Origin of the sequence: Ancylobacter sp. (genome assembly GCF_965249975.1) — a bacterium.
Lineage (GTDB): Bacteria > Pseudomonadota > Alphaproteobacteria > Rhizobiales > Xanthobacteraceae > Ancylobacter.
Genome location: NZ_CBDFNE010000006.1, coordinates 12,285 through 28,189, shown reverse-complemented (window position 1 = coordinate 28,189; position 15,905 = coordinate 12,285). Strand labels below are relative to the sequence as shown.

Here is a 15,905-nt window from a genome sequence, read left to right as displayed (position 1 = left end):
CGCCCTCACCGCTTCGGCGCGCGCCGCCCGCCCTTGCGATAGCCCTTGGTCATCGGGTCCGGCCGTTCCGGGCGCACCCAGTCTTCCACCCGCAGCGGTTCCACCCGGTCGGTGCCGGGGCCCATATCGTCGAGCGACGGCTTGACGATGCGCGACGTGCCCGACGGGCCGAAGATGGAAGGCTCGCCCGGCTCATAGGCCGCCTGCGCCTCGTCGGCCCGCGCCTCATGGCCGGAGGAGACATGGCCCGGCGAGGAGCGCCGGCCGGACGCGCCGCCTTTGCCCTTCTTCTCCGGCAGATTGGCGGCGCGGCCATATTTGCGCTCGCCGCGATAGCCGCCGGTGCGGTCGTCGACGCTCTCCTGCCGGGCCAGCGGATCGTCCGACAGCACCAGCTCGGTCGCCTGCAGCCGCTTGACCTCGTCGCGCAGCCGCGCCGCCTGCTCGAAATCGAGATCGGCCGCCGCCTTGCGCATGCGCTTTTCGAGGTCGGCGATCACGGTGGCGAGGTTGTTGCCATAAGTGCTCGCGCCCTCGGCGAGGCCAGCATCCACCGTCACATGGTCGCGCTCATAGACGCTGTTGAGAATGTCGCCGATCGCCTTCTTCACGCTCTCCGGGGTGATGCCGTGCTCGACATTCCACGCCACCTGCTTGGTGCGGCGGCGCTCGGTCTCGGCCATCGCCCGCTCCATCGAGCCGGTGATGTTGTCGGCATAGAGCACCACCCGCCCGTCGACATTGCGCGCGGCGCGGCCGATGGTCTGGATCAGCGAGGTTTCCGAGCGCAGGAAGCCCTCCTTGTCGGCATCGAGGATCGCCACCAGCCCGCATTCGGGAATGTCGAGCCCCTCGCGCAGCAGGTTGATGCCGATCAGCACGTCGAAGGCGCCGAGGCGCAAATCGCGCAGGATTTCGATCCGCTCGATCGTGTCGATGTCCGAATGCATGTAGCGCACGCGGATGCCATTCTCGTGCAGATACTCGGTCAGGTCCTCGGCCATGCGCTTGGTGAGCACCGTCACCAGCGTGCGGTAGCCCTTCGCCGCCGTGGCGCGCACCTCGCCGAGCAGGTCGTCCACCTGCGTGCGGGCCGGGCGCACCTCCACTTCCGGGTCGACGAGGCCGGTCGGCCGGATCACCTGCTCGACGAACACGCCGCCGGTGCGCTCCATCTCCCATTTGCCTGGTGTGGCGGAGACATGCACCGTCTGCGGGCGCATCGCCTCCCATTCCTCGAAGCGCAGCGGCCGGTTGTCCATGCAGCTCGGCAGGCGGAAGCCATATTCCGCCAGCGTCGCCTTGCGGCGGAAGTCGCCGCGATACATCGCGCCGATCTGCGGAACGGTCACATGGCTCTCGTCGCAGAAGATCAGCGCATTGTCGGGGATGTATTCAAACAGGGTCGGCGGCGGCTCGCCGGGGAGCCGGCCGGTGAGCCAGCGCGAATAATTCTCGATGCCGGCGCAGCTTCCCGTCGCCTCCATCATCTCGATATCGAAGGTGCAGCGCTGTTCCAGCCGCTGCGCTTCCAGCAGGCGGCCCATGGCGTGCAGTTCGTCGAGACGGTGCTTCAACTCGGCCTTGATGCCCTGGATCGCCTGAATCAGCGTCGGGCGCGGCGTCACATAATGCGAATTGGCGTAGAGCTTGACGAATTTGAGGTCCTGCGACTTCTGCCCGGTCAGCGGGTCGAACTCATGGATGCTCTCCACCTCGTCGCCGAACAGCGAGACGCGCCAGGCGCGGTCCTCGTAATGCGCCGGGAAGATCTCGATCACGTCGCCGCGCACCCGGAACGTGCCGCGGCCGAAATCGCCCTGGGTGCGCTTGTACTGCAGCGCCACCAGGTCGGCGAGCATCTGCCGCTGGTCGATGCGCTCGCCCACCTCGATCTTGAAGGTCATCGAGGCATAGGTCTCGACCGAGCCGATACCGTAGATGCAGGACACGGAGGCGACGATGATGACGTCGTCGCGCTCCAGCAGCGAGCGGGTGGCGGAGTGGCGCATGCGGTCGATCTGCTCGTTGATCGACGATTCCTTCTCGATGAAGGTGTCGGTGCGCGGCACATAGGCCTCGGGCTGGTAGTAGTCGTAATAGGAGACGAAATACTCCACCGCATTGTCGGGGAAGAAGCTCTTGAACTCGCCATAGAGCTGCGCCGCCAGCGTCTTGTTCGGCGCCAGAACCAGTGCCGGGCGCTGTACGCGCTCGATGACATTGGCCATGGTGAAGGTCTTGCCCGAGCCGGTGACGCCGAGCAGCACCTGGTCGCGCTCACCCTGCTGCGCCGCCTTGCACAGTTCCTCGATCGCCTGCGGCTGGTCGCCATTGGGCGTGTAGTCGGACTTCAGCACGAATTTGACGCCGCCTTCGGATTTCTCCGGTCGCGCCGGGCGATGCGGCACCCAGATCTGTCCGTCCACTTCGGGCCGGCCGCTCTCGATCAGCGCCGAGAGCGCGGCGACGGTGGCGGAGGCGCCCGAGGTCGGCGCCACGCCGAGCTTTTCGGCAAGGGCGGGATCGAGCGTGGCGGATTGCGCGGGCTCGAAGGCGCGCTGGGAGCGCTCGGAGAACCCGCCGGGACGTGCTGCTTTGGCCATGGCCGCAATATGGGGTGCGGCCGCGACGGTGGAAAGCCCCGCCGCGACCGCCGTGCGCCCGTTTCAGTAGCCGGTGCCGGTCTTGGTCTTGCCGACGAAGGCGAAGACCATTCCCTTGCCCTTGAAGCTGAGGTCGGTGTCGCGCGACAGCGCCGCCTGCACCGCCGGCGCGCTCAGTTCGCCGGAGAGGCTGGCCCCTGTCTTCCTGCGGAAGACGATGTCGCCGACATAGGCCTTGGTGACCTGGACGACCGAGCCGCTGGCCAGTTCTTCGGCCACCTGCGTGCGGCAGTCGGCCTTCTTCATCAGCTTGGCGAAGACCGTGCTCGCATCCGCGAGGCCCAGCTCATAGGAGTACGCATTGACGATCTTGTATTCGTAATAGTCGGAAATCGTGCCGGAAAGCCCCGCCTTGGCGACGGCAACGTTCAGCCCGGATACCGACGCCGACAGCTTCCGGGTCGCCAACAGATCGATATCCGCGATGGCGTTCCCCTCCGGCGCCGGCACGCCGAACTCGCTGAGCGTGGTGGAGACGGTGCAGATGCGGATGAGATTGACCGGCGCCGAGCTACGGCTGCTACCGCCAATCGGCTTGTAGAGCCCGCCGACATAAACGCCCTTGGTCGGCGGCTCGATATTCGTCGCGCCGCGAATGATTGGAGTTTGGCATCCGCCAAGACACAGGCTCGCGGCTATCACGACCGGAATGAACGCCTTCATTGTAGCCCCCAAGGTTGAAACACCAAAAGGTTGCACAACCAGCGTATGCCACTCAAGACATTTCGGTAACTGAGTGCCAGAAACTGCCAGTGGATTCAGTTTGCCTACTTTTTACGCAGACTTGATCCTTCTGACCTGCGCTCATGCAGCCTTCACGCCGGGAAAGACAACGCGATGCCTCCTTAATATATTGAATTATAAGTATTTATTTTTCTCTCCGCGGCGGCACGGTTTCTGCATGCAGCGCTGCATGCAACGAACAAGGCAGGCCGCTCATGCCCGCAACACCGTCCGAAGCCCTCCTCGCCGCCGAGCCGGCGCCGCTCGCTTTCGCCCCGGCCCGCGCCGCGCTCATCATCATCGACATGCAGCGCGATTTCCTGGAGCCGGGCGGCTTCGGCGAGACGCTGGGCAATGACGTGTCGCGCCTGCAGGCGGCGGTGGAGCCTTGCAAGGCCGTGCTCGCCGCCGCCCGTGCCGCCGGCCTGCTCGTCATCCACACCCGTGAGGGCCATCGCCCGGACATGATGGACGCGCCGCCGGCCAAGGTGGAGCGCGGTTCCCCCACGGCCCGCATCGGCTGCGCCGGGCCGATGGGGCGCATCCTCATTCGCGGCGAGCCCGGCCACGACATCATCGCCGAACTTGCCCCCGCGCCGGGCGAGCCGGTGCTCGACAAGCCCGGCAAGGGCGCCTTCTACCAGACCGACCTCGAACTGATGCTGAAGAACCGGGGCGTCGACACGCTGCTGGTTGCCGGCGTCACCACCGAGGTCTGCGTGCACACCACCATCCGCGAGGGCAATGACCGCGGCTATCGCTGCGTGGCGCTGGCCGATTGCTGCGCCTCCTACATCCCCGAATTCCATCGCGTCGGCCTGGAGATGATCAAGGCGCAGGGCGGCATTTTCGGCTGGGTGTCGGATTCCGCCGCCCTGCTCGCCGCGCTCGACACTTCACCCGCGATGGCGGCCTCCGCCAGCGCCGCCTGAACCCGCCTGCCGCCACCGGCGCCCGGCGCCGCTTTCACCGCGTCCCCGTCATTCGTTCTTCGAGGGATACCGAGCATGTCCGCGACTGAAATGACCCCGATCTCACCCGCCCGCGTCGGCATGCGCCCGACCCTGTGGACGCGCGGCGACTGGAACGCCCTGTTCGGCTTCGGCACCAATATCCTGGTCAACATGCTGGTGCTGACCGGCCTGCTGCAATTCGTGCTGAAAATGCCGCCCGACATCGTCTTCGGCCGCATCCTGCCGGCGGTCGGGCTGATGATGTTCCTCTCCACCGTCTATTACGCCTGGCTCGGCTACCAGCTGGCCAAGCAGACCGGGCGCGACGATGTCTGCGCCCTGCCCTCCGGCATTTCCGTGCCGCACATGTTCGTCGTCACCTTCGTCATCATGCTGCCGATCGGCGCAGCGACCGGCGATCCGATCCAGGGCTGGGAAGCGGGGCTCGTCTGGGTGTTCTTCCAGAGCTTCATCCTGATGATCGGCGGCTTCGTCGCGCCCTATATCCGCAAGATCACCCCCCGCGCGGCACTGCTCGGCACGCTGGCGGGCGTGTCCATCGCCTTCATCTCCATGCGCCCGGCCTTCGAGATCTTCGCCACCCCGGTCATCGGCCTCACCTGCTTCGCCATCATCATGGTGAGCTGGTTCGGCGGGGTGAAATACCCGCGCGGCATCCCCGCCGGCCTCATCGCCATCGCGGTGGGCATGGCCATCGCCTGGGGTTCGAACCTCGTCGGGCTGAACTATGGCGGCATGAGCCTCGCCAACGTCGGCGCCGCCTTCGCCACTTTCGGATTCGCGGTGCCGCTGCCGGCCTTCGACCATGTCTTTCACGGCTTCAGCTATCTCGGCGTCATCCTCGTCACCGCCATCCCCTTCGGCATCTATGATCTCGTCGAGGCGATGGACAATGTGGAAAGCGCCGAGGCGGCGGGCGACCATTACCCCACCACCCGCGTGCTCACCGCCGATGGTGTGGTCAGCCTCATCGGCTGCCTGATGGGCAACCCCTTCATCAACGCGGTCTATATCGGCCACCCCGGCTGGAAGTCGATGGGCGGGCGCATCGGCTATTCCGCCGCCACCGGGCTCATGGTCATCGTGCTGTCCTGGTTCGGCATCATCGCCCTTTTGCTGGCGCTGATCCCGGTCGTCGCCATCTCGCCGATCCTGCTCTATATCGGCATGCTCATCGGGGCGCAGGCGTTCCAGACCACGCCGTCCAAGCACGCCCCCGCCGTGGTGCTGGCGCTCACGCCCCACCTCGCCGCCTGGGCCAAGCTGCTTATCGACAATTCGCTGGCCGTCGCCGGCACCTCCGCGAGCGCGCTGGGGCTGGAGAAGCTCGGCGCGGTCGGCGTGCTCTATCACGGGCTGGAAGTGATGGGCGGGGGCGCCATTCTGGTCGGCCTGGTGCTGGGCGCCATCGGCGTGTTCGTGGTCGAACGGCAGTTCATCAATGCCGCCGCCTTCGCCCTCGCCGGCGCCGTCCTCACCTTTTTCGGCTTCATGCACGGGGAAAGTGTCGGATTCGGCGTGACACCGACGGTAGCATTTGCTTACCTTCTGGTTGCCGGCTTTCTCTTCGCCTGCGCTAAATACGCGGCGCTGGAGAGCGCCCCCGCCGCTCAGACGGCGGCAGGGCCGCAGCCGGCACCGGCGGAATAGACCTTCGCTTCGATGCTGGGGGGTATCGAAGCAGCTTGAGACGGCGCGGCACATCCCGCAGGATGTCCCGCGCCGCTCTTGTTTTCGGCCCGGTCGCACGCCGCGCCGCTCCCCGCCCCTGCCGTCCGCGAGGTCTCCATGTCGTTCCTGCTTTCCTTCGACCCGGCCACACTCGGCGCTCCGGAGGAAACCGCCCCGCCCGCCGACCGCCTCCTTTCCGGCGATCCCCGCCACCGCACCTGGAACGCCGAGACGCTGCCGGACGGCGCGCTGTTCGCCGGCATCTGGGAATCCACCCCCGGCGCCTGGCGGGTGGATTATGAGGAATGGGAGTTCTGCTCCATCCTCGAAGGCGTCTCCATCCTGCACGAGGATGGCGAGGCGCCGGTGACGGTAAAGGCAGGCGACACCTTCGCCCTGCGGCCGGGCTTCAAGGGGGTGTGGGAAGTCGTCGAGACCACCCGCAAGCACTATGTCATCCGCCTCATCTGAAGCCGGTGCGCAAATCCGGCGAAGTGTGGCCTTGCCGTCATTGACCGCGCGGCAGGCGCGACGCATCTTCGCCGCAGACTCTGTAGGAGACGCGCGATGCCGGCCGACACGAAGCATGCCAAGGGACGGGTGACGCGGGCGATGGCGCGGACGGCCGCCGGTGCTGGCGCGCTCTTCCTGCTCGCCGCCTCGCTCGGCAGCGCCGAGGCCGCGAACTTCTTCGAGAAGAACTTCTGGCTGTCCGGCCCGAACTACAGCGGCAACGTGCCGGCCTGCGACACGCCCGGCGCGCTGTCGAAGATCCGGAGCGACTTCGCCACCACCGAATCGCGCTTCTGGAACTCCAAGCTCACCATTGACCGCATCGACGATGTGCGCGAGGTGGCGTTCCGCCCGTGGGGCGAGCAGTACATTCCCCGCCGCTACTGCCGCGCCGAGGTCATTATCTCCGGCATCGAGGGCACGCCGCATTTCGAGAGCGAAGGCGCCTATGGCAGCGGCGCCTATGACGGCCACATGACCGGCAAGGCGGCTGCTCAGCCGGTGGGGAAGGCCTATGGCAAGGCGCCCGGCCTGCCGCGCACCCACACCGTGTGGTATTCGATCATCGAGGATGGCGGCTTCCTCGGCGCCTCCTGGGGCGTGGATTTCTGCGTCGAAGGCTTCGACCGCTCCTGGACCTACGCCCCGAATTGCCGCATGGCCCGTCCATGAGGCGGGCGCGGGCGGCGGGGCTCGCCCTCGCCGCGCTGCTTTTCGCGCCGCACGCCGCCAGCGCCCAGAACAAGGGCGAACCCGGCCAGTTCGACCATTACGTCCTCGCCCTCTCCTGGTCGCCCTCCTATTGCGAGGCGATGGGCGCGCGCGCCGAGCCGGCGCAATGCGCCACCGCCCGGCCCTTCGCCTTCGTCATCCACGGGCTGTGGCCGCAATATAAGCGCGGCTGGCCGGAGAACTGCGTCGCCCCCGCACCCTTCCTCCCGGAGCCTCTGCTGCGCTCCATGCTCGACGTGATGCCGAGCCGCCGGCTGGTGCTGCACCAGTGGCGCAAGCACGGCACCTGCGACGGCAACGATTCGGCCGCCTATTTCGCCACCGTCCGCCGCGCTTATGAGCGGGTGACCATCCCCGAGGCTTTCCGTCGGCTCGACGACTACCGCATGGTCTCCCCCGGCGAGGTCGAAGCCGCCTTCCGCGCCGCCAATCCGGGCCTGGCGCCGGACATGATCGCCGTCGCCTGCGACGGCCGCCGGCTGACCGAGGTGCGCATCTGCCTCAGCCGGACGCTGGAATTCGCCCCCTGCCCGGAAGTCGACCGCCGCGCCTGCCGGGCGCAGCGGGTGGCGATGCCGCCGCAGCGCGAGGGGCAGGACGCGCCACAGAGGACCGAATGAACTACCGCCACGCCTTCCATGCCGGCAATTTCGCCGATGTCGTCAAGCATGTCGTGCTCGCGCGCATCCTTGCCTATCTCGGGCACAAGGATGCCGCCTATCGCGTCATCGACACCCATGCCGGCGCCGGCCTCTACGACCTCACCGGCGACGAGGCCCGCCGGACCGGCGAGTGGGAGGGCGGCATCGGCGCCGTGCTGCGCGCCCGCTTCACCCCGGCTGTGACCGAACTGCTCGCCCCCTGGCTCGACGCGGTGCGGGCGGTGAACCCGGCGGCGGCGGACGATGCCGCGCTGGCCGCCGCCCTCTCCCGCTATCCCGGCTCGCCGCTCATCGCCCAGGCGCTCACCCGCCCGCAGGACCGGCTGCTGCTGTGCGAGACGCAGCCCGGTGTGCGCGCGGCGCTGGAGGAATCGGTCGGCCGCGACGCCCGCGCCAAGGTGCTCGCCACCGATGGCTGGCAGGCGCTTAGCGCCTATGTGCCGCCGAAGGAGCGGCGCGGCGTGGTGCTGGTCGATCCGCCCTTCGAGGAGCCAGGCGAGTTCCACCGCCTCGCCCAGGGGCTCGCCGAGGCGCATCGGCGCTGGGCGGGGGGCATCTATCTCTTGTGGTACCCGATCAAGGATGTGCGCGCGGTCGATGCCTTCCGCCGCGAGATCGAGCGCGCCGGCATCCCGAAGACGCTGAACATCCAGTTCGACCTGCGCGCCGTGCGGCAGGCCGACACGATGACCGGCTGCGGCCTCATCGTGGTCAACCCACCCTTCACCCTCGCCGAGGAGCTGCGCAGCGTGCTTGGCGCCCTTGCCCCGGTGCTGGCGACGGACGGCGCCGGGCGCGTGCGCGTCGGCTGGCTGACGCCGGAGCGCGGTTCCGGCGCCTTGTAGCCCCGCCGCGTCATCATCCGGCATCGGTCTTGCTTCACCCTGGCCCGAACCGACGTAACCGGCGGATGGGCACGCCCGTCCGGGGGTAAGGAGCAGGCGCATGGCGACGATGGGCACCGTCAAATTCTTCAACACCGACAAGGGCTATGGCTTCATCCGGCCGGATGATGGGGGGCGCGACGTGTTCGTGCACGTCTCGGCCGTCACCCGCTCCGGCCTCGGCGCGCTGACGGAAGGCCAGCGCGTGAGCTTCGAGATCGAGCCGGACAAGCGCGGCAAGGGGCCGAAGGCCATCGACCTGCAGCCGGCCGACTGATAAGCCTGCCGGCCGAAGCTGCGGCGCCGCCGCGGCCGGGCGCAGGCGTCACCGGGCATCCGGAACGGGGGCGGCTGGCCCCTCAGAAGGTGCCGAACCCGATGAAGCTTCGCTCCTCCCCGCTGTCTCCGTTCGGACGCAAGGTCAAGATCGGCGCCATTCTGTGCGACATCCATCTCGATGTCGTGCCGGCGGACACGACCGACCCCGCCGACTCCCTGCGGGAGCAGAACCCGCTCGGCAAGATTCCGGTGCTGCTGCGCGAGGACGGGCCGGCGATCTACGATTCCCGCGTCATCGTCGAGTATCTCGACATGGTGGCGGGCGGCGGCGTGCTGATCCCCGCAAGCGGCGAGGACCGCATCGCGGCCTTGACGATGCTCGCGCTCGGCGACGGCATTTCCGACGCCGCGCTGCTGCAGATCTATGAGAGCCGCTTCCGTGACGCCGAGACCCACAGTGCCCGCTGGCTCGACCATCAGGCGGGCAAGGTGGCGCGCGGGCTGGCGGCTTTGGAAGCCGCGCCGCCGCAGAAGCTGCCGGTCAGCGGTGCCGCGCATATCGGCGAGATCGCGGTCGCCTGCGCGCTCGGCTATCTCGACCTGCGTTTTGCCGGCGCCTGGCGCGCCGGCCATCCCGCGCTGGTGGCCTGGCTCGACGCCTTTGCCGCGCGTGTGCCCGCTTTCGAGGCAACGACGCCGCAAGCCTGATCTTTCGCGCTGATCTTTCGCCCTGATCTGTCGCATCGCCACCCCGCAATGAAAAAGGCCCCGGATCGTCGATCCGGGGCCTTTCTCTTTGAGGCAGCGTCAGCCGCGCATCAGAACTTGTAGTTCACGCCCGCGCGGACGATGTTCGCGGTCAGCCCGGTCTTGTAGCCGATGCTGTCGTAATAGTCCTCGCCGAGATCCATGTAGAGATACTCGCCCTTGATCGTCCAGTTGTTGGTGAGGGCGTATTCCACGCCGCCACCGACCGTCCAGCCGGTCTGGGTCTTGTCCGTGGACAGGCCGAACAGATTGTCGCGCACTTCGGTGTGGCCGTAGGCGAGACCGCCGGTCACGTAGGGAAGGATGTTGCCGAAGGCATAGCCGAGGCGGGCGCGGACGGTGCCGAAATAGTCCATCTTGGACTCATAGCCGGCATAGGTGTCCTTGATGTCGGAGCCCTGGAAGTCGGCTTCGACGCCCACGACGACATTGTTGGCGAACTGGTAGTTCACGCCGATCTGACCGCCGCCGAGGAAGCCCGACGGATCGAGATTGACGATGCCCGCGCCGCCTTCGCCCGAACCCCAGGCATAGCCGGCATTGGCGCCGAGGTAGAAACCGGTCCAGGTGAAGGCCGGCTCGACGATCATCGGCGCCGCCTTGGTGGGATAGGGCTGCTGCCGCGCCAGATCGGCCGCGAAGGCGGGGGCGGCGGCGAGGAGGGCGGCCGCAGCGACGCCCGAGCAGAGGATCTTCTTCATGGCTATTCTCCGAAAGATTCCTGAAACCAGGAAAGGCGTGCGCAATCCCTTGGGCTTGCGTCTCGGAGCATGAAGTAGAAGCGCAGATGGGCAGGCCAAGGGCTGGATTGGGGCAGTCTCGCCGCATTTCCGACCCCCGCCCTGCCCGTGACAGGCCGGAAGGGGTGGAAAACCGTTCGCATGCAACGGTTCTCGCGCCCTTGACCGCCATTCACAGAACCGTGAGCTGCGCAACAATTCCGCCATGATCGACTGACGATCCTGAAAAGGGTGTGTCGCGCATGTCACAAATTCCGGGCCTTTGTCGCCGCACGGCAGGATGACGGCGCGGAATCGGGGCGCCAGCGCGCCCCGCCGGGGGTCAGAAGCGGTAATTGACGCCGGCGCGCAGCACATTCGCGCTCATGCCGACATCGCGCGGGCCGAAGAAGCTGGCATAGGTCTCGTCGCCGAGGTCGATATAGAGATACTCGCCCTTGACGCTCCAATTGCCGCCCAGCGCATATTCGGCGCCGGCGCCGAGTGTCCAGCCGAGATGGTTGCGGTCGTTGGACAGGCCGAGCAGCTGGTAGCTGCCGCCGCCATAGGCGAAGCCGCCGGTACCGTAGATCAGGAACTGGTCGAAGGCGTAGCCGATGCGGGCGCGCACCGTGCCGAAATAATCGAGCGTGAACACAGAGCTCGACACATCCGCATACTGGATGTCGGCTTCCACGCCGAACACCAGCGGCCCGGCGCCCTGCCAATTATAGCCCGCCTGCAGGCCGCCGATAAAACCGTCCACATCCGGCGAGGCGTCGGCCTCGCCCCAGCCATAGCCGGCATTGGCGCCGAGATAGAAGCCGGTCCAGGTGAACACCGGCGCGGGCGCATAGGACGCCACCGGGGCGGGCGCGGGATAGGACATGTCCGCCGCCGCGGCAGGAACGGCCATCAGGGCCACAAGCCCGAGACCGGCACGGATGCTGTTGTTCATGGTCGTCTCCTGAAAACCTGGCTCAGCCACAGGCGAGCCAACACATCTCGCCTGCACTGAAACAATTCCGAAGAGACGACAAAGATGCGGCTGAAATTGCGCGGAAATCTGGAAGACAATATTATGCTTAACGAAGCGTATACTTCATGTATACGAAAGTACCACCAAACGACGCGAGCCTTGGACCCTTGGTCAAAAGCGCAGCGCAAGCACTCTATGGCCTCACGGTGCGCGCAACGGTAAGGAAGAGCGCCTTTCGGGCATCTAAGTACCAAGGAGCGGCAGGAAAATACCCATCCGCCTCCCGCGCCGTCATCCACCATCGTGCCTCGCCCGTATTGCTGGCCGGGCGAGGTGTCGCCCACCCTACCCTGCCAACCCCCTTGAGACCGAATGTCCCCTTCCCCCGCCTCCGCCTCGGCTTCTCCCCGTCCCGTCGCCCTCGTCACCGGCGGCGCGGTGCGGATCGGCCGCGCCATCTCCTTGCGGCTCGCGCAGGAGGGCTATGACATCGCCCTGCATGTGCGCCGGCCCGGCCCGGCGGCCGAGGCCACGGCGGCGGAGATCGCGGGGCTGGGCGGACGCGCGGTCATCCTCACCGCCGAGCTGGTGGAGGCGGAGGCGGTGGACGCACTTGTTCCCGCCGCCGTCGCGGCGCTGGGGCCGCTCAGCCTGCTGGTCAACAATGCGTCGGAATTCCAGCCCGACGCGCTCGAGACGCTCGACCTCGCGCGGTGGGAACGCCACATGGCGGCGAATCTGCGCGCGCCGGTGCAGCTGGCCCGCGCCTTTGCTGCGCAGCTGCCGGAGGGCGCGCGCGGCGGCGTGGTCAACATCATCGACCAGCGCGTGCTGAAGCCGACGCCGGCCTATTTTTCCTACAGCGTCGCCAAGGAGGCGCTGTGGTCCGCCACCCGCATGATGGCGCAGGCGCTGGCGCCGCGCGTGCGGGTCAATGCCGTCGGCCCCGGCCCGACGCTGGCCAATGACCGGCAGGACGACAGCGCCTTCGCGCGCCAGTCCGCCGCGGTGCTGCTGGGGCGCGGCCCGCAGCCGGAGGAGATCGCCGACGCTGTCGCCTATCTCGCCCGTGCCGCCAGCGTCACCGGGCAGATGATCGCGGTGGATGGCGGCCAGCACCTCGCCTGGCGCACGCCCGACGTGGAAGAGGACTGAGCGCCGGCGCTCAGCGCTTGCGCGCGTCGCTCAGGGTGAACCAGCCGATGCTGGTCATGACCAGCACCGCGCCGGCAATCTCCGCCGGGCTGGCGCTCTCGCCGAGAAACAGCACCGCCAGCACCATGGTCGCCACCGGGCTCACCGTGCTGATCATCGAATTGGCCTGCGCCGAGATGCGCTTCAGCGCCGCGTTCATCAGGAAGGTCGGCAGCACCGTGGCGCCGATGGCGACCATCACCGCCAGCATCAGCCCGTGCGGCGACACCATCAGCGCTTCCACCGGCCGCATCAGCGCGAACTGGCCGATCGCCATCACCGAGGCCGCGATCATGGCGATGCAGGTGAACAGCGCCGAACCGACTTTCTGCAGCAGCGAGCGGGCGCACAGCAGATAAAGCGCGAAGCTGATCGCCGCCAGCGTCACCAGCACCGCGCCCTTCACCACATCCGAACCCATGACGCTGACATTCTGCAGGAAGATCAGCGCCAGCCCGCCATAGCACACCGCGAAGGCCAGCATGGCCTTGGGGCGGATCGGCTGGCCGAACAGCAGCGCGCCGAACAGCGCGACATAGATCGGATAGGTGAAGAGGATCAGCCGGCTGAACGAGGCCGAGGCATATTGCAGCCCGGCGAAGTCGAGATAGCTCGCCAGCCAATAGCCGAGCGCGCCCACCAGCATCGACTGCACCACCAGCTTTCCCCCCGGCAGAGGCTCGCCCATGCCGCGCAGCCGCAGCAGCGCCAGCGCGCCGATGACGAGATAGAACGGCAGCGAGAATGCCATGCGCAGCGCCAGCAGCGTCTCGGGATCGATGCCCTCGGCATAGGCGAGCTTGATGATGATGCCCTTGGAGGCGAACAAAATCGCCCCGGCGGCGCCGAAGGCATAGCCCGCCCAGGGCAGCGGCGGGGAGGCGACGGTGGGGCTCGACGCGGACATGACGCTCCCTTAAGCCCTTTTTCCGGCGGCGGCACCCTCCCCCGGCGCAGGACGGCCCGGCGCCCCGCGCATGTTCCGCCCCCTGACAGATCGGGAACAGGCACGGGGAAGACGCGCCCGGCCCCTGTTCGCCCGCGCCGCAGATGCGTATCTAGGGGACATGATCGCCCGACCCACACGCGACGTGCCCGACCTCGACACCGACGATGCCGACATCGCCGAGATCGACCAGGACGAGGCCCTCATTGCCGACCTTGCCGAGGAGGCCGAGCCCGCGCCGGGCTCCGTCGCCATGGGCCGCGCCGCCATTGCGCGCGCCCTCAAGCACGCGCCGAGCGGGCCCGGCGTCTACCGCATGCTCGGGCCGGATGGCACGGTGCTCTATGTCGGCAAGGCCAAGAGCATCAAGCGCCGCATCGTCGCCTATACAAGGCCGACGGGGCTGACCGCCCGCATCATGCGCATGGTGGCGGCCACGGCCGAGATGGAGTTCGTCTCCACCGGCACCGAGACCGAAGCGCTGCTGCTGGAAGCGAACCTCATCAAGCAGCTGCGCCCGCGCTTCAACGTGCTGCTGCGCGACGACAAGTCGTTTCCCTATATCCTCATCACCAAGGACCACGTCTCGCCGCAGATCACCAAGCATCGCGGCGCCCGCAACCGGCCGGGCGACTATTACGGCCCCTTCGCCTCAGTCTGGGCGGTGAACCGCACCATCAACGCGCTGCAGAAGGCGTTTCTGGTGCGCTCCTGCTCCGACAGCTTCTACGAGGCCCGTACCCGCCCCTGCCTGCTGTTCCAGATCAAGCGCTGCGCTGGCCCCTGCACCGGCGAGGTCAGCCACACCGTCTATGCCGAATATGTCCGCGAGGCGCGCGATTTCCTCTCCGGCCGCAGCAAGGCGGTGAAGGAGCAATTGGCGCGGGAGATGGAAGCCGCCTCGCAGGAGCTGGAATTCGAGCGCGCGGCGGCGCTACGCGACCGCCTCGCTGCGCTCTCCGCCGTGCAGGGCACGCAGGGCATCAACCCGCGCTCGGTGGAAGAGGCGGACGTGTTCGCCATCCATCAGGAAGGCGGGGCGACCTGCGTGCAGGTGTTCTTCTTCCGCACCGGCCAGAACTGGGGCAACCACGCGCTCTATCCGCGCGCCGACCGAACGCTGGAGATCGGCGAGGTGCTGGAATCGTTCTTGGCCCAGTTCTACGAGGACAAGCCCTGCCCGCGCCTCATCCTGCTCAGCCACGACATTGCCGAGCGCGAGCTGCTGGAAGAGGCGCTTTCCACCCGGGCCGGCCATCGCGTCGAGATCGCGGCCCCCAAGCGCGGCGAGAAGCGCGAGCTGGTCGAGCACGCGCTGCAGAACGCCCGCGAGGCGCTGGGCCGCAAGCTGGCGGAAAGCGCCAGCCAGGCCCGGCTGCTGGAGGAACTCGCCCGCGCCTTCGCGCTCCAGGGCCCGCCGAAGCGGATCGAGGTCTATGACAACAGCCACATCATGGGCTCGAACGCCGTCGGCGGCATGATCGTCGCCGGGCCGGAAGGCTTCGCCAAGAGCCAGTACCGCAAGTTCAACATCCGCTCGACCGAACTCACCCCCGGCGACGATTACGGCATGATGCGCGAGGTGCTGACCCGCCGCTTCTCCCGCCTCTTGAAGGAGAATCCGCGCGCGGGCGCGTCGCCTCTTCCCGAGGGAGAAGCGGCGCCCCCGCCACCGACGGGAGAGGGCGAGGAAGCCTCCGCCGCCTCCTCCGCCTGGCCGGACCTTCTGCTTATCGACGGCGGCCCCGGCCAGTTGAAGGCGGCGCAGGAAACCCTCACCGGCCTCGGCGTCACCGATGTGCCCATGGTCGGCGTCGCCAAGGGGCCGGACCGCGATGCCGGCCGCGAGACCTTCTATGTCGAGGGGCGCGAGCCCTTCCGGCTGGAGCCGCGCGACCCGGTGCTGTATTTCGTCCAGCGCCTACGCGACGAGGCGCACCGCTTCGCCATCGGCTCGCACCGCGCGCGGCGCAAGAAGGACCTGACCCAGGCCGGGCTGCAGGAAATTCCCGGCATCGGGCCGACCCGCAAGCGCGCGCTGCTGCACCATTTCGGCACGCTGAAAGCCATTGAGCGCGCCTCGCTCGCCGATCTCGAAGGCGTGCCGGGGGTGAACGCGGCGACGGCGCGGGCGGTTTACGACTTCTTTCATGCCAAGGCGACATGAAGGACCGGAACGGCCATGCGCGTCATGC

The 15,905-nt window shown here is 67.7% G+C and carries 15 protein-coding genes; 10 read left to right on the top strand and 5 right to left on the bottom strand.

Annotation, left to right across the window (positions count from 1 at the left end):
* Window positions 1-5: 5 nt before the first annotated feature.
* Entirely contained in the window at window positions 6-2,606 is a 2,601-nt protein-coding gene (uvrB, locus tag ACP2AH_RS08585) for an excinuclease ABC subunit UvrB (protein ID WP_425105417.1), read from the bottom strand.
* 63 nt (window positions 2,607-2,669) lie between these two features.
* The gene (locus ACP2AH_RS08580; RefSeq protein WP_425105416.1) at window positions 2,670-3,329 is read right to left on the bottom strand and encodes a hypothetical protein; all 660 of its coding nucleotides are present in this window, start codon (window positions 3,327-3,329) and stop codon (window positions 2,670-2,672) included.
* A gap of 275 nt (window positions 3,330-3,604) precedes the next feature.
* Here ACP2AH_RS08580 and ACP2AH_RS08575 point away from each other — a divergent pair, with 275 nt between their 5' ends.
* From ACP2AH_RS08575 to ACP2AH_RS08540, 8 genes are all read left to right on the top strand, one after another.
* On the top strand, window positions 3,605-4,321 hold the full coding sequence (locus tag ACP2AH_RS08575; protein ID WP_425105415.1) for a cysteine hydrolase family protein: 717 nt from the start codon (window positions 3,605-3,607) through the stop codon (window positions 4,319-4,321).
* A gap of 75 nt (window positions 4,322-4,396) precedes the next feature.
* Window positions 4,397-6,013 carry a regulator gene (locus ACP2AH_RS08570; RefSeq protein ID WP_425105414.1) on the top strand — a complete coding sequence of 539 codons (1,617 nt, stop codon included), beginning with the start codon at window positions 4,397-4,399 and terminating at the stop codon, window positions 6,011-6,013.
* Window positions 6,014-6,151: 138 nt separating this feature from the next.
* A complete protein-coding gene (locus ACP2AH_RS08565) occupies window positions 6,152-6,505 on the top strand; it encodes a cupin domain-containing protein (protein ID WP_244375718.1) in 354 nt (117 codons plus the stop codon).
* A 96-nt stretch (window positions 6,506-6,601) separates the two neighbouring features.
* Window positions 6,602-7,219, top strand: coding sequence for a hypothetical protein (locus ACP2AH_RS08560; protein ID WP_425105413.1), 618 nt, complete (start codon window positions 6,602-6,604; stop codon window positions 7,217-7,219).
* Window positions 7,216-7,899: a ribonuclease T2 family protein gene (locus tag ACP2AH_RS08555; RefSeq protein WP_425105412.1), complete on the top strand. Its 684-nt coding sequence runs from the start codon at window positions 7,216-7,218 to the stop codon at window positions 7,897-7,899. Before ACP2AH_RS08560 ends, ACP2AH_RS08555 begins: the two co-directional genes overlap by 4 nt.
* On the top strand, window positions 7,896-8,786 hold the full coding sequence (locus tag ACP2AH_RS08550) for a 23S rRNA (adenine(2030)-N(6))-methyltransferase RlmJ (protein WP_425105411.1): 891 nt from the start codon (window positions 7,896-7,898) through the stop codon (window positions 8,784-8,786). The genes ACP2AH_RS08555 and ACP2AH_RS08550 overlap by 4 nt, the downstream gene beginning before the upstream one ends.
* A 100-nt stretch (window positions 8,787-8,886) precedes the next feature.
* Window positions 8,887-9,102: a cold-shock protein gene (locus ACP2AH_RS08545; RefSeq protein ID WP_421700288.1), complete on the top strand. Its 216-nt coding sequence runs from the start codon at window positions 8,887-8,889 to the stop codon at window positions 9,100-9,102.
* A gap of 101 nt (window positions 9,103-9,203) precedes the next feature.
* Window positions 9,204-9,812, top strand: a complete 609-nt coding sequence (locus tag ACP2AH_RS08540; RefSeq protein WP_425105410.1) for a glutathione S-transferase family protein — start codon at window positions 9,204-9,206, stop codon at window positions 9,810-9,812.
* 110 nt (window positions 9,813-9,922) lie between these two features.
* Here ACP2AH_RS08540 and ACP2AH_RS08535 read toward each other — a convergent pair whose 3' ends face one another.
* Entirely contained in the window at window positions 9,923-10,573 is a 651-nt protein-coding gene (locus ACP2AH_RS08535; RefSeq protein ID WP_244375709.1) for an outer membrane protein, read from the bottom strand.
* A gap of 361 nt (window positions 10,574-10,934) precedes the next feature.
* On the bottom strand, window positions 10,935-11,480 hold the full coding sequence (locus tag ACP2AH_RS08530; RefSeq protein ID WP_425105535.1) for an outer membrane protein: 546 nt from the start codon (window positions 11,478-11,480) through the stop codon (window positions 10,935-10,937).
* Window positions 11,481-11,942: 462 nt separating this feature from the next.
* Here ACP2AH_RS08530 and ACP2AH_RS08525 point away from each other — a divergent pair, with 462 nt between their 5' ends.
* Window positions 11,943-12,725 carry an SDR family oxidoreductase gene (locus ACP2AH_RS08525; protein ID WP_425105409.1) on the top strand — a complete coding sequence of 261 codons (783 nt, stop codon included), beginning with the start codon at window positions 11,943-11,945 and terminating at the stop codon, window positions 12,723-12,725.
* Between the two features lie 10 nt (window positions 12,726-12,735).
* Here the strand turns inward: ACP2AH_RS08525 and ACP2AH_RS08520 are convergent, their stop codons facing one another.
* Window positions 12,736-13,671: a DMT family transporter gene (locus ACP2AH_RS08520; RefSeq protein ID WP_425105408.1), complete on the bottom strand. Its 936-nt coding sequence runs from the start codon at window positions 13,669-13,671 to the stop codon at window positions 12,736-12,738.
* A 160-nt stretch (window positions 13,672-13,831) separates the two neighbouring features.
* On the opposite strand from ACP2AH_RS08520, the gene uvrC reads away from it, so the two are divergent.
* Entirely contained in the window at window positions 13,832-15,877 is a 2,046-nt protein-coding gene (gene uvrC / locus ACP2AH_RS08515) for an excinuclease ABC subunit UvrC (protein ID WP_425105407.1), read from the top strand.
* Window positions 15,878-15,905: the final 28 nt, after the last annotated feature.

What these genes read in the sequence shown, in the direction of transcription:
- uvrB (WP_425105417.1), bottom strand. Translation starts at nt 2,606, where the DNA reads ATGGCCAAAGCAGCACGTCCCGGCGGGTTCTCCGAGCGCTCCCAGCGC.
- ACP2AH_RS08580 (WP_425105416.1), bottom strand. Translation starts at nt 3,329, where the DNA reads ATGAAGGCGTTCATTCCGGTCGTGATAGCCGCGAGCCTGTGTCTTGGC.
- ACP2AH_RS08575 (WP_425105415.1), top strand. Translation starts at nt 3,605, where the DNA reads ATGCCCGCAACACCGTCCGAAGCCCTCCTCGCCGCCGAGCCGGCGCCG.
- ACP2AH_RS08570 (WP_425105414.1), top strand. Translation starts at nt 4,397, where the DNA reads ATGTCCGCGACTGAAATGACCCCGATCTCACCCGCCCGCGTCGGCATG.
- ACP2AH_RS08565 (WP_244375718.1), top strand. Translation starts at nt 6,152, where the DNA reads ATGTCGTTCCTGCTTTCCTTCGACCCGGCCACACTCGGCGCTCCGGAG.
- ACP2AH_RS08560 (WP_425105413.1), top strand. Translation starts at nt 6,602, where the DNA reads ATGCCGGCCGACACGAAGCATGCCAAGGGACGGGTGACGCGGGCGATG.
- ACP2AH_RS08555 (WP_425105412.1), top strand. Translation starts at nt 7,216, where the DNA reads ATGAGGCGGGCGCGGGCGGCGGGGCTCGCCCTCGCCGCGCTGCTTTTC.
- ACP2AH_RS08550 (WP_425105411.1), top strand. Translation starts at nt 7,896, where the DNA reads ATGAACTACCGCCACGCCTTCCATGCCGGCAATTTCGCCGATGTCGTC.
- ACP2AH_RS08545 (WP_421700288.1), top strand. Translation starts at nt 8,887, where the DNA reads ATGGCGACGATGGGCACCGTCAAATTCTTCAACACCGACAAGGGCTAT.
- ACP2AH_RS08540 (WP_425105410.1), top strand. Translation starts at nt 9,204, where the DNA reads ATGAAGCTTCGCTCCTCCCCGCTGTCTCCGTTCGGACGCAAGGTCAAG.
- ACP2AH_RS08535 (WP_244375709.1), bottom strand. Translation starts at nt 10,573, where the DNA reads ATGAAGAAGATCCTCTGCTCGGGCGTCGCTGCGGCCGCCCTCCTCGCC.
- ACP2AH_RS08530 (WP_425105535.1), bottom strand. Translation starts at nt 11,480, where the DNA reads ATGTCCTATCCCGCGCCCGCCCCGGTGGCGTCCTATGCGCCCGCGCCG.
- ACP2AH_RS08525 (WP_425105409.1), top strand. Translation starts at nt 11,943, where the DNA reads ATGTCCCCTTCCCCCGCCTCCGCCTCGGCTTCTCCCCGTCCCGTCGCC.
- ACP2AH_RS08520 (WP_425105408.1), bottom strand. Translation starts at nt 13,671, where the DNA reads ATGTCCGCGTCGAGCCCCACCGTCGCCTCCCCGCCGCTGCCCTGGGCG.
- uvrC (WP_425105407.1), top strand. Translation starts at nt 13,832, where the DNA reads ATGATCGCCCGACCCACACGCGACGTGCCCGACCTCGACACCGACGAT.